The organism is Tundrisphaera macrotermitis (genome assembly GCF_051175315.1).
In the GTDB taxonomy this organism is placed as follows: domain Bacteria; phylum Planctomycetota; class Planctomycetia; order Isosphaerales; family Isosphaeraceae; genus Tundrisphaera.
Genome location: NZ_CP195100.1, coordinates 1043336 through 1068996 on the forward strand (window position 1 = coordinate 1043336; position 25661 = coordinate 1068996).

A 25661-nucleotide genomic window follows, 5' to 3' on the forward strand; every position below is an offset into this window, starting at 1 on the left:
CGAGCAAAAGCGATGGCACAATCGACCGCCGACATCGGCCTGATCGGCCTGGCCGTGATGGGTGAGAACCTCGTCCTCAACATGGAGAGCCACGGCTATACCGTGGCCGTCTTCAATCGGACCACCTCCAAGGTCGACGACTTCGTCAACGGCCGGGGCAAGGGCAAGAAGCTGGTCGGCTGCCACACCGTGGAAGAGCTGGTCTCCTCGCTCAAGTCGCCCCGCAAGATCATGATCATGGTCAAGGCCGGCGCCCCCGTTGACGCCGTGATCGACGAGCTGACCCCGCTCCTCGACCCCGGCGACATCCTGATCGACGGCGGCAACACCCACTATCCCGACACCACCCGCCGCACCAAGGCCCTGAAGGAGAAGGGCCTCCTGTTCGTCGGCACCGGCGTGTCGGGCGGCGAGGAAGGCGCCCTCAAGGGCCCGTCGATCATGCCCGGCGGAAATCCCGAGGCCTGGCCGGCGGTGAAGCCGATCTTCCAGGCGATCGCCGCCAAGGTCGCCGACGGCACCCCCTGCTGCGACTGGGTCGGCGATGAAGGGGCCGGCCACTACGTCAAGATGGTCCACAACGGCATCGAGTACGGCGACATCCAGCTGATCTGCGAGGCCTACCACCTCATGAAGTCGGTCCTGGGCCTGGAAGCCCCGGAACTGCACGAGGTGTTCGCCCGCTGGAACACCGGCGCCCTGGACAGCTACCTGATCGAGATCACCCGCGACATCTTCGGCTACAAGGACGAGGAAACCGGCCAGCCGATGGTCGACCTGATCCTCGACACCGCCGGCCAGAAGGGGACCGGCAAGTGGACGGTGACCTCGGCGCTCGACCTGGGCGTCTCGCTCACCCTGATCGCCGAGGCGGTCTTCGCCCGCTGCCTGTCCGCCCTGAAGGATGAGCGCGTCGCCGCCGAGAAGGTCCTCTCCGGGCCCGTCGCCTCGTCCTATCAGGGCGACAAGAAGGCCCTGATCGACGACATCGAGATGGCCCTCTACGCCAGCAAGATCATCTCCTACGCCCAGGGCTATGCCCTGATGGACGGGATGGCCAAGGACTCGGGCTGGAAGATCAACAACGGGGCCGTCGCCCTGATGTGGCGGGGCGGCTGCATCATCCGCAGCGCCTTCCTCGGCAAGATCAAGGAGGCCTTCGACCGCGACGGGGCCCTCAAGAACCTCCTGCTCGACCCCTACTTCACCGGCGAGATCAACCGCGCCCAGGCCGGATGGCGCCGGGTGATCGCCGCCGCGGCCACCCAGGGCATCCCCGTGCCGGCCATGTCCTCGGCCCTGGCCTACTTCGACGGCTATCGCACCGGCCGCCTGCCTGCCAACCTGCTCCAGGCCCAGCGCGACTTCTTCGGCGCCCACACCTACGAGCGGACCGACAAGCCCCGCGGCGAGTTCTTCCACACCAACTGGACCGGCCGGGGCGGCACCACGGCCTCGACGACCTACAACGTCTGATATCGCATCGACTTCGGACGCCCGCCCCCGGTCGGAACGACCCGGTCGGGGGCGGGGTCCGGCTCGCTCCCGCGATACCGGAATCGGTCCTTGAGCCCCAGGATCGGCCGTTCGAAGTATCGCCAGGAGAGGCCGGCGGCGGCGAGGCTGGCCGCGAAGGCCGCCAGCTTGACGAGATTGGTCCCGGCCAGGCTCGATGGATGGGCGGCCTCGATGGCGAACGCCATGATCACCGCATGGAAGAGATAAAGGCCGTAGCTGATCTGCCCCAGGTAGATCATCCCGGGCGACCGGAGCGGGCGGAGCCAGGCCCGTCCGGCCTGGAGCACCGTCGCCCCCACCAGCCCGAAGCAGAACAGGTTCAAGATCGGCAGCTTCCAGGGGATGAGCAGCCCCGGAGTGGTCCAGCGGAGCCGCGCCAGGACGTACCCGGCGACCAAAAATCCCAAAGATCCCAGGCAGGCCGAGGTCAGGAGCGGCAGCAGCCAACGCCGACGCCCGGCCGACGCGTCGGGGGCCACGCCCAGGCCGGCAAGCAGCCCGCCGTAGGCGAATCCGTCGCATTGGCTCAGGAGCAGCCACGGCGGATGCCAGATCCTCCGCGCCAGGATCGGAACGGCGATGAAGGCGAGGCACAACGGGACGATCCGCCTCCGTCCCGCCAGGCCGACCAGGGCGGGCCAGAAGAGATAAAACTGTTCCTCGATGGCCAGCGTCCAGGTATGTTCGAGGGGGAGGTCGAGATCCGGCCTCGGCCCTTCCGCGTATCCCCAAACATTCTGAGTGAACGTAAGGTAGTAAGGGAGGGCATCCAGCCGGTGCCGGTCGCTGATGGCCATGTTGAATGCGATGGATGCGAGGATCGTCGCATAGTAGATCGGCCAGATCCGAAGGCAGCGCCTGGCCTGGAATGACGCGAGGAATCTCAAAGAGGGCGGGTGGGCGAGCAGGATCGACGTGATCAGGTAGCCGGAGAGGACGAAGAACAGGTAAACCGTGGGCCAACCCAGGGCGAACGTCGTATTCCAGTAATGGAACAGCACGATCACCAGGGCCGCGAGCCCTCGGAGCCCGTCGAGTTCGGGGAGTCGTTTCATCGATCAAGCTCGGGGGGGTGATGGCAATCCATCCGGAGAGTCAATCGGAATGGATGGATGAGTTGCGACAACCCTGCCCGATCATGCGAACTTTCCGACCGATCGCTTGACAGAATTCCACGATCGCGAACACTTAGCCAGACTGTCGACGCCGGATCCGAGGCCCGGCGTCCCCTCCCCGTCGAGGATCGCGCGTTGAACGCCGACCCACCCAGCCGCGATGCCGCCGATCACGACGACGTGGGGCCCTCCCCTGCGCGACGGGCCGAGGCCTACTCGGCCACGACGGAGGAACTCCCCGTCATCGAACTCGCGTCGGGCGGGGTCACCGTCGACGCCGAGTCCACGATCACGCTCCGGGGCGACGAGGAGGAGCGCGAGCCGGACCACGGATTCCCCCAGGTCGACGACCTCACCGATCGGACCCTGGGCCAGTACCGGATGGGCCCGGTGATCGGCCACGGTTCGATGGGCCGGGTCTATCAGGCGGAGCACCTGACCCTGTGCCGCCCGTGCGCCATCAAGGTGCTGAACCCCGGCTTGCTCTCGCGCCAGCCGCAGGTCCGGGAGCAGTTCTGGGCCGAGGCCCGGTTCGTCGCCAACCTGGTCCATCCCCACGTCGTGACGGTCCACAACCTGGGCAGCGACCGGGACTACCACTACATCGAGATGGAGTATGTGGCCGGCGGGATCAGCCTGCGGGAGACCTTGATCCGCGAGGGGCCGCTGGAGCCGGTGCGGGCCTCGACGCTGATCTACCAGGTCGTCCAGGCGCTGGGGGCCGCCCACCAGTCCGGGCTGGTCCACCGCGACGTCAAGCCGGCCAATGTGCTGCTGACCCGGGACGGCCAGGCCAAGCTCGCCGACTTCGGGCTGGTCCGTCGGCACAGCGATCCCGAGCTGGCCAACGCCAAGGTCGCCGGGACGCCGACCTTCATGGCCCCCGAGCTGTTCAACGGCAACCCGGCCACGCCGCAGTCGGACATCTATGCCCTGGGCGTGATGTTCTACTACCTCCTCTCGGCCCGGCTCCCGTTCGCGGCCGACCGGATCGGCCGGCTGATCCACTTCCACCGCAGCAAGCCGCTGCCCGATATCCAGAAGGTGGCTCCCACCGTCAGCGACGAACTGGTCGCGGTGATCCAGCGCTGCATGGCCAAGAAGCCGGCCGACCGCTACGCCTCGGCGACCGAACTCGGCGACGAGCTGGAGTCGATCATCGCCCATCTCCGCGACACGGAGAGCCTGCTGAACGAGGCCGTGGAGGGGCTCGACTGCTTCGTCCAGGGGGGCCGCGACCACTTCCGGATCCTGTTCCGCCTGCCCAACAACCGGATGCAGGAGGTCTACCTCGAAGTCGGCCAGAATCGGCACGACGAGCGGGTGCTCACGGTGTTCTCGGTCTGCTGCCCGGCCGAGCCGCGCCACTACGAGTTCGCGCTCCGGCTCAACAACGAGATGACCTACGGCGGGCTATCGATCCGGGTGGTCAACAATCAGCCGATGTTCGTGATGACCCGGACCTTCCCGCGCGGCCATGTCCACCCGGCCGACGTCCGCTCGGCGCTGGTGGACATCGCCCGGCGGAGCGACTGGGTCGAGCAGCAATTGACGCACGCCGACGTCTACTGAATCGGGGAGTCCCGCCGCCATGCCGCCGGTCCAACCTCAAGCCGAAGCGGCGAGCCTGATCGTCGGCGGCATCGTCCTGGCCATCGCCGGGCTCCTGGCCTGGCGCGAGCACCGCGACCGCCGGCACCGCGCCCCCGACCCATCCCCCGAGGATGCCCGCCACTTCCGCGCCCAGGATCTCCGCCGTGGGGCCGGGGTGATCATCATGGTCGTCCTGGCGATCGGCCTCGTCGTCGGCACGCGGGTCGACCCGCGACAAAGCCTCCAGTCCAGGCAAATGTTCATCGCCACCTGGCTGGTCGTCTCCCTCCTGATCCTCGGCCTCCTGGCGCTGGCCCTGTTCGATTGGATCGCCCTGCGTATCTATGCCGGGCGGGTCCGGCGGGCGATCAGCCGCGAACGGGTCGCCATCCTCACGGATGAACTCCAGAGGCGACGCGCCTCGGGCGGCAACGGTCGCGCCCACGGGCCGGTCGACGACCTGCTCTGAGCCGACGGTCGCGGACCCCGACCCGGCCTGGCTGGGTTTGTTTCGGGCCGTTCGCCCCCGCTTCGTCGGGGCCGGCCCGGCTGTTAAGATGGACTGTGCCAGGGCGAGCCGTTCGCCAGCGAACCGGGTTCCCGCCCGCCCTCGAAGCGGGTCAACCGACCGAACGAAGCCAACGAACCGGACCGATCGCCATGCTGCGCACCCGCCCGAATCCTGATCCCCACTTTCGTCGTTCTCCGGTCATGGGCCAGGGTTGGTCAATCGATGCATCGCCCCGGCCTCGGGGATTGCGACGGGCCGGGGTCAGCGTGGTCGAGGTGGTCGTGATCGTCGCTCTGGCCGGGTTCCTGCTGGCCGTCGTCCTGATGGCACTGCCGCGAGGGCGCGAGACCGCCCGGCTGGCCGGATGCTCGAAGAATCTCTCCCAGATCGGGGTGGCCCTCCAGCTCTATCATCAGGCCCAGGGCTCTTGGCCGACGGTCCCGAGCTTGGGGGAAGGACGGGGCGATGCCCCGGTGGCGGCACTCCTGGACGGCCTTCATCTCCCGGACCTGGTCGGCCTGGTGGATCCCCTGCAACCCCCCAAGCCGTCCCAGGCCCCCGCACGCGGAAAGCCCGTCCCGGGCCTGACCTGCCCTAGCGATCCCGGCGCCGTGGCCGCACGCCCGGCACCGACCAGCTATCGGGCCACGACCGGCGATACCCCGAGCGGCCAGCATGGCCCCTTCGAACCGGGGCGGGGCTCGAAATCGTCCGAGGTCGAGGAGGGGGATGGCCTCTCCTACACGGCCGGATTCGCCGAGCGGCTGGTCGGCAATGGGCAGGATGCGCCGGGGACCATGAACTATGCCGTCGTCCCCGGGCCGATCGGCCCCGACGGCTGCCCCGAAGGATCCCCGGGATCGTGGCGAGGGGACGCGGGGACTTCCTGGTCGGATGCCGGGTGGAAGTCGACTCTGTACAATCATGTCCTCCCCCCCAACGCGCCACGCTCCTGCCTGGCCGAGGACGACCAGACGGCGGCGATCGGGGCGTCGAGCGGGCACCTCAACCGGATCAACGTCCTTTACCTGGATGGCTCCGTGCGCGGCGTCACACCCTCGATCGACCTCAATATCTGGCGAGGAATGGCGACGATGCGAACCCCGGCGGCCCGTTGACGCGGCCCTGCTCGGTCGGGCGGGAATCTCAGCCTCCCGCCCCACGCGGGTCGGCCCGGTCGAAGCTTCCCGGATGACCCCGCGACATGGTACCCCGGGACATTCAGCGCAATCCCGATCGACTGCTACTTCGGAGCGTCCCCATGAGTCGGCCGGCCTTGATCTTCGACTTCGGCAATGTCGTGGCCCACTTCGATTACCTCAAGGCGGCTTCCACGCTCGGCCGATCGCTGGGCCTCTCCGGCGAAACGGTGCTGGATCGCCTCCGGCCCCGGGGCTTCTCCGACCAGCTCAAAGCCTACGAGAGCGGGAAGATGTCCGCCGAGGAATTTTCTCGGGTCGTGTCGGGGATGATCGGCCTGGAGATCTCCCACGAGGATTTCGCGACGGCCTGGGCCGATATCTTCCGGCTCAACGAGTCAATCGCCCCCCTGCTCGCCGACCTCAAGGCGGGCGGGTACACGCTGGTGCTGGGCTCGAACACCAATGACCTGCACGCGGCGCACTTCCGCCGGCAGTTCGCCGAGCACCTGGCCCACTTCGACCGGCTGGTCCTCTCCTACGAGATCGGGCACATCAAGCCCTCGCCCGATTTCTACCTCGCGTGCGCCGAGGCCGCGAAGGCCGATCCCGGTGATTGCATCTTCATCGATGACCTGCCCGAGAACGTCGAAGGGGCGATCGGGGCCGGGCTGATCGGGTTGCTTTATCGCGACACCCAGATGCTGATCGCCGACCTTACCGCCCGCGGGGTGGCCGTCGCCCCCCGATAGGCCGCCCGATCGGCCACGAATTCCATCATCGAACTCTTGTCATTTCAACTCATCAATCGGCAGAATATCAGGCCGACTCGCCCGACGATTTCTACTCATTCCAACCGGAACCTGCACAATCCAACGACCCGTACGTTCATGCGCGACCCTTTCAGGGTGTCTCGCCGCGCGATCGGCGACAGTCCGCGCATCCGCGCCACGCCTTCGATGGTTTGGCCCGTCGGTTTTTGACATCCCCGGCCGGCGGGACAAACTCAAAAGATCCGCATGCCAGATCGACCCACATCCCGGCACGTTGCTTCCCGGCATCTAACTACCCAATCTTCGCAGATTCGCAACGAATTTGCCTTGACAGTGGATTTTGGCGAAGTGATGATTGGCTGAGTGCATGTATCCACTCACTTTTCCTCACGGTCACCGAATCCATCCGGCGTGGTTGAACTTCGGGAGGTAAAACGTCGATGGAAATCGCGATGAGGGTTTACGGAAACAGGGCAAGACACGGAGGTTGGGTTTCCGGGGAAGACCAGCGGGATGGACTGGTAGGGTATCGACGGTTATGCGGCGGTGAGTGGCGAGGGTCGGCCCGTCCGACCTGAGGCGCCCCCCTGAATCAATCAGTGACGACCAGGCACACCGAATTTCGAGCGTTTCACCGCCTTGCCCCGATGCCGGGGCGTCGTGGGCCGACCAGCCGGCGCGGGGCGATGGAGCATCCAAGGCTTACCGGGGGAGTTTGTCGATGGCTAGCTTCAATGGCAACGGACGCAACGACGGATCGAGGCGGCGTCCCGGTGATCCGCGGCGGAACCGGGTGGGCAAGCCGAGCGTCGAGTCGCTCGAACAGCGTCGGATGCTCGACGGATCGTCGAATGTGATCTGGCGCGCCACCTCGACCGATGTCTTCGATCCCAAGAACGGCCCTCTGGCCAACTTCGGCTCGGATCTGGTGAAGGTCTACTCGGACTTTTATCAGTACTCCCAGAACGGCTCGCAAGGCGCGTTCAAGTCGAAGCTCGCGGACCAGATCATGGTCTCGGGGTCCAACGTCAAGCTGGACGTCCGGGGGACCGGCGATTTCATCTCCTTCAAGGCCGCCGCCTTGACCCTGGGCATGAACGTCACGGCCGAGAACGTCCCCACGAAGACGCTGGAAGGGTGGTTCCCGATCGCCCAGCTGCCGTCGCTGGCGGTCCAGGCCCAGGTCGTCTCCGGCACCGCGATCCCCCGGCCGACCCTGCGGTCCGTCGGCACCGCCAACAATCAGGGAGAGCAGGTCCTCCAGGCCGACACGGCCAAGAACGCCTTCGGCCTGACCGGTGCCGGGGTCAAGATTGGCGTGCTGTCGGATAGCGTCAACCATTATCAGGTGACTCCGAGCTCGCCGCGGGGGTTGGCCGCGTCGATCGCCACGGGCGACCTCCCCACGAACGTCCAGGTCCTCAATGACCTCCCGCCCGACCCCGATACGGGCGAACTGACCGGCTCCGACGAAGGTCGGGCGATGCTGGAGCAGATCTACGACATCGCCCCGGGGGCGTCGCTGGCCTTCGCCACCGCGTTCACCGGCCCGCTCGGCTATGCCGCCAACATCCGCGCCCTGGCCGCCGCCGGCGCCACGGTGATCGTCGACGACGTCGGCTATGACACCGAGCCCTTCTTCCAGGACGGCCCGATCGTCGACGCGATCAACTCGGTGACCGCCGGTGGTGCGACCTACCTGACCGCCGCCGGGAACTCGGCCGATGGCGGCTACCTGTCGCAGTTCCGGGGCGTCAGCGCCACGGTCGGGTCGATCGGAGCCGGCCGGTTCATGAACTTCGACGGCACCGGGGCGTCCACGCAGACGCTCCTGCCGATCTCGATCAGCCGAGGCACGAGCATCACGTTCCAGTTCGCCCAGCCGTTCGGCGGGGTGACCTCGAACCTCGATTTCTTCATCCTCGACGCCAGCGGAGCCGTCGTCTTCTCGGGCACCAACAACAACGTCGCCACCCAGGCGCCGATGGAGAATCTCCGCGGCCTCGCGCCCGGCAACTACAGCGTCGCGGTCCAGGTGGTCTCCGGGCCCGACCCCTCGAACATCATGTTCGCCTCGCTCCCGGGCGGGGTCAGCGTCTCGCACTCCTTCGGCTCGGCCGGCCAGACGTTCTACCCGGCCGCGGTCGGGCACAGCTCGACGCCGAATGCCATCAGCGTCGGTGCGGTCCCCTGGTTCAACGCCCCGCCGTATTTCGTCGGCCCGATCTTCAACGAGCCGTTCAGCTCGACCGGCCCGACCCTCCGCCTGTTCAATTTTGACGGGACGGCGGCGACCCCGACCTATCAGCTCAAGCCCGACGTCTCCGCGCCGGACGGGGTGAACACCAGCTTCTTCTCGCCGGATTCGGACATCAACACGACGACCCCACCGTTCGCGACCTTCCCGACCTTCCCCGGCCAGCCGTCGATCATCCACCCGACCCGGCCGACGGCCACCAACCTCGACCCGGACACGCTGCCCAACTTCTTCGGGACCTCCTCGGCCGCGCCGAACCTGGCCGCCGTGGTCGCCCTGATGAAGCAGCAGACCCCGTCGCTCACCCCGACGCAGATCGTCAACGTCCTTCGGACCACGGCCACCCCGATGAACGGGCAGAGCCCCGGGACCTGGGATGTCCAGGCGGGCTACGGCCTGGCCAACGCGGTGGCGGCCATCGCCGCCGTCTCGCAGGCCTCGGTCGCCTCGGTCGTGCCGGGCAACAACGCGACGATCACCACGGCCCCCAGCGTCATCACGGTCACGTTCACCAAGCCGGTGAACTTCGCCACGATCACGCCGGATGACCTGAAGGTCTTCGGCCCCAACGGGGCGATCGTCACGACCGGGGCCCCGATCCCCGTCGGCGACCCGAACTTCCCGACCGTGGTCCAGTTCCCGATCACGATCACCCCGGCCCCGGGCCAGATCGCCAACGGGACCTACGCGATCTCGATCGCCACCGGCGCGATCATCGCCGCTGACGGCACCCCGGTCCAGCGGGCCGACCAGTTCTTCAACCTCCAGCAGACGGCCACGCCCCGGGTCACCAACACCACGATCAACGGGCGGGTGGTCACGGTCCAGTTCAGCGGGCCGCTCAACCCCGCGTCGGTCACCCCCGGCAACGCCTTCATCCTCAGGGCCGGCGGGATCAACGGGCCGTTCAACAACCCGAACAACCAGGTGGTCAGCATCCTGCCGGGTGCGACCCAGATCTACAACCCGGCCACGTTCCAGCTGGTCTTCAACCTCAACGGGGTCGACCAGTCGTTGCTGCCCTCGGACCACTACGCCATCGTGGTCACACAGGGCGTGACGGATGCCGTAGGCAACCCGCTGAACGGGGCGTTCAACGGCGTCTTCCCGTCGGGCCTGACCCCGGCGGTCCCCTCCACCTTCCTCCAGGACCTCGGCAACGTCTTCGTCCAGCCCCCGTCGTTCGCCAACGTCGGGCTGACCGCGCTGACCGACTCGGGGGTCAAGGGGGACCAGAACACCAACAACCCCCGGCCCGGCATCACCGGCCAGGTCCTCTCCTCGTTCCCGGGCACCGTGGCCGGGGTGACCGTCTACATCCAGTTCAGCGGGATCATCCACGCCGGCACGCCGAGCGGGACCTTCAACCTGGCGGCCAACCCGAACGGGCGCGGGATCGTCGGCTCGTTCGACGCGGTGGCCGTGACCGACGCCAACGGCCTGTTCACGATCGACTACCCGCCCGGGGTGGCCGAGCTGCCCGAAGGGCTGAACCGCTACCGGCTGGTGGCCGTCGCCCCGCCCGACGTCCCGGGCTTCGAGGGCCTGTCCGCGTCGTTCGACGCCGCCTTCCGCCTCGACCGGACCCGTCCCTACATCGGCGCTGTCCCGGGCGTGCAGGTCAGCTCGATCCCGCAGAACTCGCAGATCAACAGCCTGACGACGATCGACCTCCAGGTCATCGACCCGGTCAATCCCCAGTCGCAGGGCAGCCCGTTCGCGGTCAACACCCAGCTGTCGCTCTCCGCGCTCGACCTGGTCGCCGCGACGACCACCTCGAACTACGCCCTGACGCAGATCGTGCCCAACGGCCAGGGCGGTTACAGCCAGGTCGACCGGTCGAGCTTCATCGCCTCGGCGACGTTCACCTCGACCAACGCCCGGGTCTTCTCCTACGACCCGTACAAGGGTTTCATCACCCTGAGCTTCCGGACCGGCCTCCAGGCCGGCCAGTACGTCCTGACGGTCAAGAGCGCGGCCACGACCTTCGGCGGGATCCAGGACGCCGCCGGGAACCCGCTGAGCAACGAGACCTCGGGGATCGCCCAGGACTTCACCCTCGGCTTCAACATCCAGCCGACCCCGGCCTACGTCACCGGGTTCAACGCGTTCAGCCCCGATGGCAACGGCGGTGCCGTGGTCACCGGCCCCCGCGCCTTCTATGAGGTCCCCGCGGCGAACGAGGTGCCCCGGGCCCCGTCCGCCCCGGTCGGTTTCACGATCGACTTCTCCAACACCCTGCTGCTCAACAACCCGGACGGGTCGTTCGTCAACTATAACAACCTCGTCCGGCTGGTCCGCTCGGCGAACTCCGCGACGTCGGCCGCCGACGGCGACTTCGGCGACCTGGGCTTCACCGACTCCAACGGCTTCACCCGCGTCCTCGGCAGCGGTGCGGTCCGGGTGGACCTGGTCAACTCGGTCCCCGGCGCCCTGCCCGGCCAGTACGGCTACCTGAACCGCCTGCTCGTCTCGCTGAACCAGACCGACCTGCCCCCGGACTACTACCGCCTCTACATCCCCAACGACGCGCAGGCCGGCACGGCGATCGTGGATGTCTTCGGCAACCAGATCGACGGCGAGTTCCTCGGCTACCAGGATGCCACCGGCAAGTTCGTCAACCTGATGCCCACCGGCCAGCTCCGGGGCAGCGGGGCCGCCGAGCAGCCGTCGCTGACCGGCGACGGGGTCCAGGGCGGGGCGTTCACGACCGGCTTCATCGTCGTGCCCAACGGGAACGTCATCTACGCCCGGCCGGACTACGTGGATGATCCGTTCATCGACAGCGACGACCCCGACGGCAGCCTGGCCAAGCCCTTCGCGGCCCTGGCCCCCGAGGCCGTCGGCAGCGACGCCAACGGCAACGACCTGAACAACATCGCCAACTTCGGGCCCCGGTTCAACCCGGCCCTGGACCGCAACAACAACGGCCGCTTCGACCGGTCGGCCCTGTTCGCGGCCCAGCAGGCGTCGCTGGGGCGTCCGGTCTCGTCCACGGACACCTCGTTGAACCCCGGCCCGGTGGTGGTCAGCCTCCTGCCGGCCCTGCCCCAGCGCAACCCGATCACCGGCGTGGTCTCGCAGCAGACCTTCGTGATGCAGGCCCCCGCCGGGTCGGACCCGATCGCCAACGACGCCAGCACCTCGGTGCCGGCCCTGACGACCCTGGTCTTCCAGGCCGGCTCGACCCTGAAGATGCTCAACGCCTCCCTGTTCGTCCAGAACCAGGGCAGCGCGTTGCAGATCCTCGGCGGGCCGAACCCGAACCAGCGGGTCACCATCACGTCCTACAAGGACGACTCCGTCGGCGGCGACACCAACCGCGACGGGACGGACTCGGTCCCCGCGCCGGGCGACTTCGGCGGCATCGTCTTCCGGAACTTCACCCAGCAGAACCGGATCTCGACCTTCACCGGGCAGATCCCGACCACCGGGGTCGCCCTGGCCGACAACCGGCTCAAGGGGATCTCCGGCAGCTCCACCGCCTACGCGCTCGGCGACGCCCTGTCCGGGTCCGACGACGTGATGTCGATCCTCTCGTTCATGAACGAGGCCTTCGGCGGCGGGGCTGTGCCCGCCACCAACGGCACCCGCTATGACGGCGTCACGCTGTACAACAGCCGCCCGGCCATCGTCAACTCGTCGATCTCCCAGATCGGCGGCGTCGGAGCCCTCCAGGCCCCGATCTCGGGCGACCTCGACTCGTTCCGCGAGGACTACATCGGCCGCGGCCCGCTGATCCGCAACGACACGTTCGTCGCCAACGGGCTGAACGGCATCTACGTCCGGGCCGAGCTGAACGGCGTGGCCCGGCTCTCCAACGCCATCGCCAACCGGACCTCGACCCCCGAGGTCACCTTCGACGACCCGTATCCCTACCTGCTGCTGTCCCGCCTCGAGGTGGGCACCCAGTTCCAGGTCGAGACCGGCGGCGGGTTCACCTCGATCGCCAACCGCCTCAACGTCCAGCCGGGCATGATGGTCAAGTTCCAGCGGGGGGCCGCCATCCAGGTGGTCAACACGCTGGGCAGCCTGAACGTGGGCGAGCGGACCTACATCCGCGGGTTCGACCTCGACAACTCCTACGGCCCCTTCCTCGCCGACGGCGTGACCCGGAACCAGGACTTCGTCCCCAACAAGGTGGGCGACGCCAAGGTCCTGTTCACCTCGCTGTATGACGACGTGGCGACCACCAGCTACTTCGACCCGGTCACCCAGCTCACCACGACCATCGTGGCCGCGCTGGCCAGCCTGATCGGCGGGTCGGGGCCCCTCCAGCCCACGGCCACCGTCGTCAACGACCTGGCCCGATGGGGCGGCATCAGCGTCGTCTCCGGGGCGGTGGCGGTGATCGACGAGGCCCAGTTCCGCTACGGCGGCGGCTCGATCAACAACGCGAACGGCACCGGCGTCGTCCAGGCCCTGGAGCTGGCGTACAACAACGGCCAGGGTGCCAACGTCTCGGTCACCAACAACGACTTCAGCTACAACGCCGACGTCCCGATCAACATCCAGCCCAACGGGCTGTTCGCCGGCGACATGCAGCGTCCGCTCCAGTCCGGGGCGCCGTTCATCCACGGCAACGTCTTCGTCGGCAACGGCCTGAACGGCGTGGGCGTGGCCAACACGGGGAACCTGCCCCGCCAGGCGACCAACCTCAACACCGACTCGGTGTGGACCGGCTCGGACTTCACCTACATCCTCCGGCAGACCATCAACCTCGACGGCGGCATCCTCCCCGCCCCGTCGACGACCCAGCTGGTCGCCGAGCCGACCCCGGTGGTGTCCCTCACCCTCCAGTCCACGCCGGCCGGCACGGTCCTGGCCGACGGCACCACCGTCGACCTCCCCGGCGTCCCCCTGATCATCAAGGCGCTCGGTGCCGCCCCCGGCATCGACTCCTCGGGCAACGGCAACTCCGGGGCGAACGTCGAATCCCTCGGCGGTGCCGGGTTCATGGTCGGCGTCGACAACCTGCTCGATCCGCCCGCCGACCCGTTGGTCGACACCGGGGCCTTCAGCCAGATCCGGATCGTCGGGATCGGGGCCAATCAGACCCTGGGCCAGGCCCGGGTGCCGGTGATCATCACCTCGGTCCACGACTCCACGGTCGGGACCACCGTCCGCAACGTGGTGATGAACCAGGTCATCCCCAACGACACGACCCCCCCGGCGGCCGGCGACGGCGGCCTGATCTACTTCGGCGGCAACTCGCTGACCGACTACAACATGCAGGACGTCCGCGACGGCAACGTCATCGACAATGCCGACATCCGCTACATGTCGCGGATCGAGCAGCAGGGCGGCGGCATCATCTACGTCGGCGACACCAACGTCGACAACAGCTTCACCAACCTCGACAACGTCTACAACCAGAAGCTCGGCCTCAACACCGCCGGCCTGGGCATCGGCTTCTTGACCCAGTACAACACGGCCAAGAAGCTGACGATCTCGAACTCGAACCTGGATAGCTTCCGCGACTTCGCGTTCGTGGCCCATCCCGGCGGCGATATCCTGTACGCGCTCGGCGGCTCCACCGGCATCGCCCGGGCCGGTGGGGTCCGGGGCGAGCCGACCCACACCTACCTCTACAACAACACGTTCTCGAACATGCCGACCCAGACGGCGGTCCAGTTCGTGTCGGAGAACCAGGGCGATGACGTGCCGTCGCGGCAGAGCCCGGCGATGGCCGTCGTGTTGAACAACACGTTCTACAACGTCGGCACGGGCATCCGCGCCACCTCGGGGAACTTCACCGTCAACAACCCCAACGCCAAGATCTCGCTCCTGGCGATGAACAACATCTTCTCGACGATCGGGGTCAACAACCAGGGCGCGGGCGGCTCGGCGATCATCGCCGAGGGGCAGGCGGGCCAGAACTTCACCCGGGTGTTCAGCGACGCCCAGTACAACCTGTTCTTCAACGTCTTCAACAACAACTATGTGACCGGCAACACCGGCATGCCGAACAACCAGCCGGTGTTCGGCGACCCGCTGTTCCGCAACGCCGGGGCCCGGGACTTCAACCTGCTGCCCGGGTCGGCGGCGATCGACGCGTCCCGCAGCGAAATCGGGCCGATCAGCTACGGCGACATGCTGTATCCGACGGTCACCCAGGACCCCGCCAACCCCAACGCCACGCCGATCCGCAACCAGATCGGCAGCATCAACCCGAACGGCGGCAGCGGCGGTGCCCCGCTCCCGCAGAACATCGTGACGCTCCCGGGCTTTCCGATCCGGGGCTTCCTCGACCAGTTCGTCGCCTCGGCCCGGGGGTCCGCCGGTTCGACCGCCCTGCCGAATGCCCAGAACGCCGCGACCAACTTCTACACGCCGGTCACCGGCGAACGCGACATCCTGGGCAACCTCCGCGTGAAGTCGCCCACCGCGACCACTCCCCCGGGGTTCGGCAGCCGCCCGTACTTCGACATCGGTGCGTACGAGTACATCGTCCAGAATCCCCCGGTGGTGGTCGGCGTCGCCGCGGCCTCGGCCAGCGGCGTCAGCAACCTCTACAGCGTCGGCGGGATTGCCGGGTCCAGCTCGGCCCCGACCACCGTGGCCGTCGCCTTCAACCAGCAGCTCAACCCCGCGACGCTGAACTCGCTGACGGTGCTCCTGCTCGCCTCGGGCGGCGACGGGATCTTCGGCAACGGCAACAGCTCGGCGGACACGGCGATCAGCCTCCAGGGCCGCCTGGCCTTCGACACCAGCAGCAAGAACCTGGTGATCAACACCGCCGGGATCATCACCAGCAATGACGTCTACCGGATCGTCCTGAAGGGCACCGGGTCGCAGGTGATCCGCAACACCGACGGGACGGTGCTGGACGGCGAGAACCTGGACAGCAACGGCAACCAGAGGGCCCTCCCCTCCGGCGACCAGTTCCCCGGCGGGGACTTCCAGGTCACCTTCGCCCTGGACACCAACAGCCCGCAGGTCGTGGGCGGGTCGTTCCGCCTGTCGCCCAACAGCGACACCAGCGGCGGCCGTTCGGTGACCCGGATCACCCAGCCCACCTTCATCGGCACGGTGACCGACATCTTCCCGCCGGTGAACGCCCAGGCCGGGCTCAACGTCTTCATCGACATCTCGACCAGGGGCGACGGGAACTTCGACCTGATCGCCGCGGGCACCGGGACGACCGCCGCCGACGGCAGCTTCTCGGTGACGCTGAACTCGCCGCTGCCCAACACCCCGCTGAACGTCGGGCCCGACGGGATCCAGGGGACCAACGACGACGCCTACTCGCTGGCCCGCCTCCGGGTGGTCGACCAGTCGGGCAACGCCTCCAACCTGGTCACCGACCCCCTCTCGTCCTTCCTGGCCAAGGGGGCCGTCGCCCGGCTGATCGTCGACACCGTCTCGCCGCACATCACCGCGATCAGCCCGACGGCCAACTCGGTGGCCACGGTGGATGCCAGCGGCCGGGTCATCGTGACCGTCACGTTCGACAAGAACATCGACCTCACGACCCTCACCAACAACTCGATCCAGGTGATCCGCTCCGGCGGCGACGGATCCTTCACCGACGGCAATGAGGTGGCGCTGGCGATCGACCCCAGCAACTTCGTCGTCACCAACCTGTTCACCCCCTCCGGGGCCCAGACGATCCAGTTCCCGCTGGCCGGCCAGCTGGCCAACGACATCTACCAGATCACGTTCTTCGGGACCGGGGCCAACCCGATCACCGACATCGCCAAGAACCCGCTGGCCCCCGCGGGGACCAACACCCCCGGCAACGTCGTGAACGGGCCGATCACGATCACCTCGCCGGTCCTGGCCAACAACATCTTCGTGGACGCCAACGCGACCGGCCTCACGCCGGACGGGTCCCGGGCCAACCCGTACCCGACGATCACGGCCGGCCTGGCCGCCGCGGTGATCGGGGACCAGGTCCTGGTCCTGCCGGGGACGTATCGCGAGAACGTCTTCCTCAAGGCCGGCGTCCGGCTGCTGTCGGCCGACATCAGCAGCACGGACGACAACTACATCCCGGGGGCCGCCCAGCAAACGCTGATCTACGGCTCCTCCAGCACCGGCTCGACCTTCGGGGCGGTGACGGTGACCGCGGCCAACCTGACCACGGTCGCCGGGATCGACACCGAGATCTCCGGCTTCTCGATCATCACCCCGCTGATCGGCAACTCGGTGACCGGGTTCATCGACACGACGTCCTTCGGGGTCTTCGTCCTCGACTCCGACGTCCTGATCGACAACAACTACATCATCAACGCCGGCACCGGCATCGGCGTCACGATGAGCGGCACCGGGTCGGCGACGCCCCGGATCCAGAGCAACGGGATCATCGGGAACATCAACGGCGTGGTGATCTCCGGGTCGGCCAACGCCACCTCGCCGGTGGAGGTCTTCAACAACACCTTCGCCGTCAACACGATCGGCCTGGTCAACGCCTCGAACTTCCCGGGCACCCAGGCCCAGGTCTTCAACAACATCTTCTACTCCAACCACGACCTGACGGCGGCCCGCAACGGGACGGGCATCCAGTCCTTCTCCGCCAACTCGCTGTCGCTCCGCAACAACCTGTTCCAGGGGAACGGCCGCAGCCAGGCCCTCTCCACCGACGACGTCCTGGGCGTGTTCGACTCCTTCGACCCGGGCTCGCTGGGCGCCACCCCGGGCCTGCTCGGGAACTTCGTCGGCAACGCCGGATTCGTCGCGGCCCGCGACCCCCGGCCCAACGGCGACACCCCGGCGGTCTTCTTCCTGGACGGCAACTATGACCTGACCCTCCAGTCGGCCGCGATCGACTCGGCCCTCGACTCGTTCGCCCCGGCGACCGACTTCCTGAACCGCGGGCGGGTCCGGATCCCGGGCCGCGGGTTCTTCGGCTCGGGCCCGGCCGACATCGGTGCCTTCGAGTTCCGGGGCACCAACGGCATCGCCGCCGGCGGCCAGCTCCTCCGCGTCGTCACGACGTCGCTCTCCGCCGACGGCACCGCCGTCGCGAACAGCTTCATCGCCGCCAACGAGGTCCCGACCTTCATCGACGTGGACATCTCCAGCAACGTCGACCCGTCGTCCGTCCAGGCCTCCGACCTCGTCCTCTCCGGCGACGGCCTGAGCAGCGTCAACCCGGCCCGAGCCACCTCGATGAGCTGGATCGACGGCCACACCGTCCGGTTCTTCCTCACCGGCGGGTTCAACACCTCCGGCACGGTGAAGGTCAACATCGCCGCCGGGTCGATCACCGACCGGATGGGCCGGGGCATCGCGGCGTTCTCCAACGCGTTCCAGATCGGGTCGGCCAGCACCGTGGGCAACGGCGGCACGCCGACCAACCCCGGCACCGCCCCGGTCCTGACCCCGATCTTCCAGCCCCAGTCGCCGACCAACGGCAAGGGGGCGAAGGCCCAGGCCAAGGCCGCCGCCAAGGCCAAGGCCGCCGCCGCCGCCAAGGCCAAGGCCCAGGCCAAGGCCCAGGCCAAGGCCGCCGCGAAGGCGAAGGCCCAGGCCAAGGCCAAGGCGAAGGCCCAGGCTAAGGCCGCCGCCAAGGCCGCCGCCAAGGCGAAGGCCGCCGCCAAGGCCCTGGCCCGCAAGAACGCCAAGGCCGGGACCCTGAACGGCTGACCCACCGCCAGGAATGAGACGGCCCCGGATCGCTCCGGGGCCGGTCTCGACGATGCAACATCGCGGACGGACGGCCCTCCCCGGGCCGCCCGTCCGTTTCTTTTGGCCGGCCCGGGCCCGGGGATGTGCAGGCTTGACCCCGCCCTCGCGGCCGCCCTACGATGGGACCCATCCCGGCATCCCACCCCGCCCCGAAACCTGCCAACCCGGGGGCCGCCTTGCCCGCCTCAATCGCGACACTCCGGGCGATCGCCCGGCTGGCCGGCCTCGCCGCCCCGATCGCCATCGGCCATGCGGCCGAGCCCCCCCGGTTGCAGGCCTTCCCCGCCGCGATCCGGCTGGATGGGGCGTCCGATCGGGCGCAGATTTCCGTCTCGATCGCCTCGGGCGACGGCACCACGCGCGACGTCTCTTCGTCGGCCCGCCTCACGATCTCCCCTCCGGATGTCGCCTCGGCCTCCGGCTCCGGCCTGATCACGCCCCGCGCCGACGGCCGGGCCGAGATCCGCGTCGAGGCGGACGGGCTCGCGACGACGATCCCGGTCGAGGTCCGCCGGGCCGGGGTGGAGAGGGCCCCCAGCTATCGGCTCGACGTCCTGCCCCTGCTCTCGCGGGCGGGCTGCAACGCCGGGGCCTGCCACGGGAACATCCACGGCAAGGGCGGGTTCCGCCTCAGCCTCCGGGGCGACGACCCCGAATTCGATCTCCTCGCCATGACCCGCGACGGGTTCGGCCGCCGGGCCGACCTGATCGACCCGGCGCGGAGCCTCCTGGTCCGCAAGCCGACCGGGCAGGATCCCCACGAGGGGGGCGTCCGCTTCGCGCCCGGGAGCCCGGAAGCCGCCGCCCTGCTCGGCTGGATCGGCCGGGGGGCCCGCGACGACCGGGAGGACGCCCCCCGCCTGGTCCGGCTCGATGTCGAGCCGTCGGCCAGGATCCTCCCATTCCCCTCGCTCCGGCAGCAACTGGTCGTCCTGGCCACCTTCTCCGACGGCTCGCGGCGGGATGTCACCCATCAGGCCTCGTTCGACGTCAACGACCCGGCGCAGGTCGCGGTCGGCCCGGACGGGGTCGTCGAGGCCCGCAGGCCGATCGAGGCGACCGTCGCGGTCCGCTTCCTCGACGGCCGGGGGGTGAGCCGGCTCGCCTTCCTGCCCGACCGGCAGACGCCCTCGGAGTTCGGACCTGAGCCGACCAACCCGGTGGACGTCGCGGTGTTCGCCAAGCTCCGGGCCCACAAGATCCGCCCGTCCGAGCCGGCCGGCGACGCGACCTTCCTCCGCCGCGCCTCGCTCGACCTGCTGGGGATCCTGCCCACCGCCGACGAGGCCCGCGCCTTCCTGGCCGACGCCGATCCCGACAAGCGGGTCAAGCTCGTCGACCGGCTCCTGGCCCGGCCCGAGTTCGCCGACTTCTGGGCTCTGAAGTGGGCCGACCTACTCCGCAACGAGGATCGGACGATGGGGCCCAAGGGCCTCTGGACCTTCCAGCGCTGGCTCCGCGACCAGATCGCCGCCGACGTCCCGCTCGATACGTTCGCCCGAAGCCTGGTTTCGACCACGGGCTCGACGCTGGGGAAGCCGCCGGCCAGCTTCCACCGGACGAACCGGGACCCGATGGCCGCGGCCGAGACGTTCGGCCAGGTCTTCCTGGGCGTCCGCCTCCAGTGCGCCAGGTGCCACAACCATCCCCACGACCGCTGGACCCAGGACGATTACTACGGGCTGGCCGCCTATTTCGGCAACGTCAAGCGGAAACAGATCAACAACTTCCGCCGCGACGAGAACGACAAGCATGAGATCAACGGCAACGAGATCGTCTACCTCTCGGGCCGTCCCGAGATCGCCCACCCCCGCACCGGCCGGATGCTCCCCCCGAAGCCGCCCGGGGGCGAGCGGCCCGATCTGGTCGACGACGACGGACTCTCCGCCCTCGCCGACTGGCTGGCCGAGGACAACCCCCAGTTCGCCCGCAACATGGCCAACCGGGCCTGGTTCCACCTCATGGGCCGGGGCATCGTCGATCCGGTCGACGACTTTCGCGAATCGAACCCACCGTCCAACCCCGCCCTGCTGGACCTCCTCGCCGAACGATTCCGGGCCGACGGATACCGCCTCAAGCCCCTGATCGCCCTGATCATGACGTCGCGGACCTATGCCCTCGACGCCCGCCCCAACGATTCGAACGCCGACGACGAGGCGAACTTCTCCCATGCCACGGTGCGGATCCTGCCCGCCGAGGTCCTGCTGGATGCGATCGGCCGGGTCCTGGAGCGTCCGGAGGTGTTCGCAGGGCTCCCGCCCGGCACCCGAGCCGTCCAGCGGCCCGGGGTCAAGGCGGAGGGGCCGTTCCTCAAGGTCTTCGGCAAGCCCGACCGCCTGCTGGCCTGCGAGTGCGAGCGGTCGGAATCGACCACCCTGGCCCAGGCGTTCCAGCTCATCAACGGCGATGCGGTCCGCGTCAAGCTGGCCGCCGAGGACAATCGCATCGGGCGGCTGATCGGATCGGGGGCCACGGACGCGGCGATCCTCGACGAGCTCACCCTCGCGGCCCTCGGCCACGGCCCCGACGCCACCCGCCAGGCCGCGCTCCTGGACCACGTCGCCCGCGCCCCCGACCGCCGCAAGGGCTGGGAAGACGTGGCCTGGGCGATCCTCAACAGCAAAGAATTCCTGCTCCGTCACTGATGGATGATCCAGGGGGGCCGGGCCGATGTCCTACGCTTGCGACGACTTCCACTCGACCCGCCGGGCCGGGCGCCGGTCCCTGCTCAAGGCGGGCGCCGCCGGGTTCTTCGGGCTCAACCTTCCCAGCGTCCTCCGCGCCGAGGGGGTGGGGTCGAGGCCGACGCTGAAGCCTCGGGTGAAGTCGATCATCTTCCTCCACCAGTTCGGCGGACCGTCCCACATCGACACGTTCGACATGAAGCCGGGCGCCCCGGACCAGATCCGGGGCGAGTTCAAGCCGATCCAGTCGAGCCTGCCCGGCGTCCCCATCGTGGAACACCTGCCCCGGTTCTCGAAGGTGCTCCACCGCTTCGCCCAGATCCGCTCGGTCCACCACCGGATGGGCAACCACAACTCGGCCACCTACTACAGCCTCACCGGCCACGCCCCGCCCGTGGACGACATCCGGCTCCGCGACTCGCAGGAGCTTTATCCGATGTACGGAAGCATCGCGGCGCGGTTCCGGCCATCCGACGATCCCTCGATCCCGTCCAGCGTGGCCTTCCCCCACATCCTCCGCGACGGCAGCGTGACCCCCGGCCAGGGGGCCAGCTTCCTGGGCAAGACCTACGACCCCTTCTTCATCGGCGAGGACCCCGCGCGAGCCAACTTCCGGCTCCCCGAGTTGACCCTGCCCGCCGACACGCCGCTGGCCCGGCTCGACGACCGCCGCGGCCTCATGAAGTTGATCGATGAGCAGGGGGACCTGGGCTGGTCGCCGACCGCCCGGGGGATCGACGCCTTCTACGATCGCGCCCTGTCGATGCTGGCCTCGCCCAAGGTCCGGGCCGCGTTCGACCTGTCGCGCGAGCCCGCCGCGCTCCGCGACGCCTACGGCCGGACGACCTACGGCCAGAGTTGCCTGCTGGCCCGCCGGTTGGTCGAGGCCGGGGTCCGGTTCGTAACCGTCTATTACGCCAACAACATCGGCCAGAAGGAGTCCGGCGGCTGGGACACCCACGGCGAGAACTTCCGCAAGCTCCGCGACCGGCTCCTGCCCGCCACCGACCAGACCACCCCCACGTTCATCGAGGACATGGCCGCGCGGGGCCTCCTGGACGAGACCCTGATCGTCTGGATGGGCGAGTTCGGCCGATCCCCCAAGGTCACCAATACCCAGCAGTTCGGGCCCGACGGCCGCGACCACTGGCCCAAGTGCTACACCGCCCTGATGGCCGGCGGCGGCGTCACCCCGGGGGCCATCTACGGGTCGAGCGATCGGATCGGCGCGTTCCCCGCCTCCGACCCGGTCTCGCCCGACGACATCGCGGCCACGATGTTCTGGGCCCTGGGCATCGACCCCGAGACCGAGGTGATCGACGCCCTCGGCCGGCCGTTGCCGATCGCCTCGGGCAAGCCGATCGCCCGCCTATTCGGCTGACTCCGGGCCGGAGTTCACCGCCCCCGGCCGATCCACGACGGAGAGGCCGGCCTTCTTGAATCGGCTGAGCAGCACCGGCCAGTTCTTGGCCAGGCTCTGCGCGGCCATCGTGTGCCGGCACTCGATCGTCTCGCGATCATAACGGCCGATCACCCGGACCCCGCCGGGCGTCCCGAGCACGGCCCGGCGCACCGCGTTGACGCTCGCGGCCTTCACATAGAAGCGTTCGGCCCTCTCCATCATCGACCCCCGATCTCGGCCCCCGTTCCGCCCGGGGCCGGCTTGTGCTAGTCTCGAACCGACGAACCAGCAAACCCCGGGCCCGACGATTCCGACCCATGATCGACCCGCCGACCAATATCCGCGCCCATCAGGCCGAGCAGTCCCTGGAACTGGCCTGGCCCGATGGCCGCGTCGACCGCCTGGGCTATCGCCACCTCCGCGGCGAATGCCCCTGCGCCACCTGCAAGGACGAGTGGACCGGCGAACGCATCCTCGACCCCGCCTCGGTCGCCGCCGACCTCAAGCTCGAAGGCATGGAACCCGTCGGCAGCTACGCCGTCAAGTTCCGCTGGAGCGACGGCCACGGCTCGGGCCTCTACACCTGGGAGACCCTCCGCCTGATCGCCGACCAAACGACCGGAGCTTGATCGGAGGACATGCGCACCTCCCGACAGGTTCACCGCAAGTCGACCGGTCCCTGGGAAGCTGGCGGTGCGGCTGCCCCACGCCGGCCGACTCCCCAGTCGACCGGTCGCCCTGCCCGCAGTTCCATCCGCAGGGCTCGGATCTCCCGTCGGAGCGACGCCAAACGTTCGAGCATGACCGCTCCCGGATCGATGAGGGATTCGTCGCACCCGGAACTCGTGACCTCGATGTATCCCGCCGGCTCGATCGTGTAGACCAGTCCCAATTGGCTCAGGGCGATTGCGAACGTCTTCCCCAGCGGGAGCCCGTCCAACTCGATCGTGATCTCGGACTGCATCGTTTTATCTTCATCCCGGAGCCCCTGCGGATTGACATAGACGGGGATGCCCTTCGGGAATCGCGCCGAATCCTTGGTGGACTCGCGCACGAACTTGATGATGTTCTCCAAGGAGGTGCCATCGCCGAATCGGACCTCGACAACATCCTGAAGCTTGACCCAGACCCGGGTCGCTTCGAGGCTCATGGTGGGCGAAACAACTCGCGTTTCGGGGCCAAGATCCTCGTCGGCGATCGTCCTGACCCCGCCCTGAACGGGATCGGAACCGAATTCCCCATCCGTCTCGATCCGTTGGGCTTGCAATCGTGGTCGCGTCCCGGACGACGCGACGATCAGGACGACGATCACCAGCCCTAGTGCTCGGAAAGGCGTTAGACGCATGGAATGACCCTCGAAGTTATCCCGCAATGCCCCGGGCGATCGACGCCATGCACGTGGTGAACCGCCAGTCTAGCGCCCCGAACAGGAACCAGCACTTCGAAATCACGAATCATGCCCGAAACGTCTCGAATCACCGTCGCCCTCCCGACGTTCAACGGCTCCCGCCATCTCCGCGAGGCCCTGTCCGGCATCCTCGGACAGGATCGGGTCGATTTCGAGCTGATCGTCGCCGATGATCGCTCCGAGGACGACACTCTTTCCATCGTCCGCGAGATGGCCGGCGATCGGGCCCGGATCTCGGTCAACTCCGAGCGGCTCGGCCTGGCCGGCAACTGGAATCGGTGCGTCTCGCTGAGCCAGACCCCGCTGGTGGCGATCTTCCATCAGGACGACGTGATGCGATCGGGCCACGTGGCCGCCCATCTCGGGGCGTTCGCCGACGATCCGACGGTCGGGCTGATCGCCTCGGCGGCCGACGTGATCGACGAGGCGGGGCGGGACGTCCCGGCGACGGTCGTCGGTCGCGGGGGCTGCGGCCCGGCCGATCGACGGTTCGGCCCCGGGGCGTTCCTCGCGGAACTGGCCGCGGAGAACCCGCTCCGATGCTCGGGTGTCACGGTGGCGCGGGCGGTCCACGAGGCGGTCGGCGGGTTCGACCCGTCCTACCGATACGTCGTCGACTGGGATTTCTGGATCCGGGTCGCCCGGACCCATCCTGTCACCTGGCTGGCCGCACCCACGGTCGCCATCCGCTGGCACTCGGCCAGCGAAACCCATCGGTTCCGGGGCGGGACGGCCGACCTGGACGAAACCGTCCGGCTGCTCGATGCCTTCGCGGCCGATTTTGCCCACTTCCCCGAGGCCCGAGGCCGCGCCGACCGGCGACTGGCCCGAGCCTTCCTCAACCGGGCCTACACGGCGAGCAAGGCCGGCGATCACGGATTGGCGCGGCGATGCCTGTCCCGCTCGATCAGGCTCGATCCGAGAACCCTCGGGGTGATCGCCTCCGATCCGAAACTCGCCGCCCGATTGGTCGGTTCGCTGATCCGACACGGCCATCGTTCGGACGTAGAGCAAGAATCTGCGATCAGCCGAACAGCGACGCCACCGGGCAGGTGAACCCGGGCAGGATGTCCTCTCCACTCAGGACATCCCCGGACCGGAGGTGACCCCCGGTCCCATCCCCCCGGATCACTCGGACGACTCGCGCTCGCGGGTAGACGACCCAGACCATCGGGATGCCCGCCGACAGGTAATCCATGACCTTGTGTTCCAGGTCTTCCGCCAGATCTTTCGGGGAGATGATCTCGAAAACGAGATCCGGGGCCACCCGGCCATGGCCCTCGGAGAACCCGTTTGGCAGACGTTCGAGGCGGGTGAACGAGCCGTCGGGGATGCGGACTTTCTTCGGGTCATCGGGAAAGATCTGGTAGCTGCCCTGGGCGCCGTTGACCCATCCGAGCCGGTTGGGCACCACGTGCTGCATCAAATAAAAGAGGAGCAGGGAGGCGATCCCGTCGGATTTCTGGCCCATGGGTCGCTCCACCAGTTCGCCTTCGACGAGTTCTGGCATGGGCCGGTCGCGGATCGCCAGGAGGTCTTCGGGGGTGATCTCGGGGGGTGAGATGGTCGCCATCGGTCGGACCTCTGTTGCCGAGGGGTGTAGGATACGGTGATAATAACCGTTTGGA

The 25661-nt window shown here is 68.3% G+C and carries 14 protein-coding genes; 10 read left to right on the top strand and 4 right to left on the bottom strand.

Features of this window, described 5'->3' with window-relative positions; genetic code table 11:
• Window positions 1–12: 12 nt before the first annotated feature.
• Entirely contained in the window at window positions 13–1476 is a 1464-nt protein-coding gene (gene gnd, locus TA3x_RS04585; RefSeq protein ID WP_435018927.1) for a decarboxylating NADP(+)-dependent phosphogluconate dehydrogenase, read from the top strand.
• Here the strand turns inward: gnd and TA3x_RS04590 are convergent.
• Window positions 1464–2573, bottom strand: coding sequence for an acyltransferase family protein (locus TA3x_RS04590; RefSeq protein ID WP_435018928.1), 1110 nt, complete (start codon window positions 2571–2573; stop codon window positions 1464–1466). The genes gnd and TA3x_RS04590 overlap by 13 nt on opposite strands.
• Window positions 2574–2768: 195 nt before the next feature.
• Between TA3x_RS04590 and TA3x_RS04595 the strand changes: the two genes are divergently transcribed.
• The 7 genes from TA3x_RS04595 to TA3x_RS04625 all read left to right on the top strand — a co-directional run bounded on the left by TA3x_RS04595 (window position 2769) and on the right by TA3x_RS04625 (window position 22604).
• Window positions 2769–4205 carry a serine/threonine protein kinase gene (locus tag TA3x_RS04595; RefSeq protein WP_435018929.1) on the top strand — a complete coding sequence of 479 codons (1437 nt, stop codon included), beginning with the start codon at window positions 2769–2771 and terminating at the stop codon, window positions 4203–4205.
• Window positions 4206–4224: 19 nt separating this feature from the next.
• Window positions 4225–4695: a hypothetical protein gene (locus TA3x_RS04600; RefSeq protein WP_435018930.1), complete on the top strand. Its 471-nt coding sequence runs from the start codon at window positions 4225–4227 to the stop codon at window positions 4693–4695.
• Between the two features lie 323 nt (window positions 4696–5018).
• Window positions 5019–5855, top strand: a complete 837-nt coding sequence (locus tag TA3x_RS04605) for a DUF1559 domain-containing protein (protein WP_435018931.1) — start codon at window positions 5019–5021, stop codon at window positions 5853–5855.
• Window positions 5856–5998: 143 nt separating this feature from the next.
• Entirely contained in the window at window positions 5999–6628 is a 630-nt protein-coding gene (locus tag TA3x_RS04610; protein ID WP_435018932.1) for an HAD family hydrolase, read from the top strand.
• A 742-nt stretch (window positions 6629–7370) separates the two neighbouring features.
• Window positions 7371–18497, top strand: a complete 11127-nt coding sequence (locus TA3x_RS04615; protein ID WP_435018933.1) for an Ig-like domain-containing protein — start codon at window positions 7371–7373, stop codon at window positions 18495–18497.
• A gap of 218 nt (window positions 18498–18715) precedes the next feature.
• Complete coding sequence (locus tag TA3x_RS04620; protein WP_435018934.1) at window positions 18716–21184, top strand: DUF1549 domain-containing protein; 2469 nt, start codon at window positions 18716–18718, stop codon at window positions 21182–21184.
• A gap of 25 nt (window positions 21185–21209) precedes the next feature.
• Window positions 21210–22604 (top strand): DUF1501 domain-containing protein, encoded by a 1395-nt coding sequence (locus tag TA3x_RS04625; protein WP_435018935.1) that lies wholly within the window; start codon window positions 21210–21212, stop codon window positions 22602–22604.
• Here TA3x_RS04625 and TA3x_RS04630 read toward each other — a convergent pair.
• Window positions 22593–22847 carry a hypothetical protein gene (locus TA3x_RS04630; RefSeq protein WP_435018936.1) on the bottom strand — a complete coding sequence of 85 codons (255 nt, stop codon included), beginning with the start codon at window positions 22845–22847 and terminating at the stop codon, window positions 22593–22595. The two genes, TA3x_RS04625 and TA3x_RS04630, sit on opposite strands and share 12 nt — an antisense overlap.
• 95 nt (window positions 22848–22942) lie before the next feature.
• On the opposite strand from TA3x_RS04630, the gene TA3x_RS04635 reads away from it, so the two are divergent.
• Window positions 22943–23254, top strand: coding sequence for a DUF971 domain-containing protein (locus TA3x_RS04635; protein WP_435018937.1), 312 nt, complete (start codon window positions 22943–22945; stop codon window positions 23252–23254).
• Window positions 23255–23283: 29 nt separating this feature from the next.
• Here TA3x_RS04635 and TA3x_RS04640 read toward each other — a convergent pair whose 3' ends face one another.
• On the bottom strand, window positions 23284–23937 hold the full coding sequence (locus tag TA3x_RS04640; RefSeq protein ID WP_435018938.1) for a hypothetical protein: 654 nt from the start codon (window positions 23935–23937) through the stop codon (window positions 23284–23286).
• 144 nt (window positions 23938–24081) lie between these two features.
• Here TA3x_RS04640 and TA3x_RS04645 point away from each other — a divergent pair, with 144 nt between their 5' ends.
• Window positions 24082–25089: a glycosyltransferase family 2 protein gene (locus TA3x_RS04645; RefSeq protein WP_435018939.1), complete on the top strand. Its 1008-nt coding sequence runs from the start codon at window positions 24082–24084 to the stop codon at window positions 25087–25089.
• Here TA3x_RS04645 and TA3x_RS04650 read toward each other — a convergent pair.
• Window positions 25058–25606 (bottom strand): Uma2 family endonuclease, encoded by a 549-nt coding sequence (locus TA3x_RS04650; protein WP_435018940.1) that lies wholly within the window; start codon window positions 25604–25606, stop codon window positions 25058–25060. The two genes, TA3x_RS04645 and TA3x_RS04650, sit on opposite strands and share 32 nt — an antisense overlap.
• Between the last annotated feature and the right edge of the window lie 55 nt (window positions 25607–25661).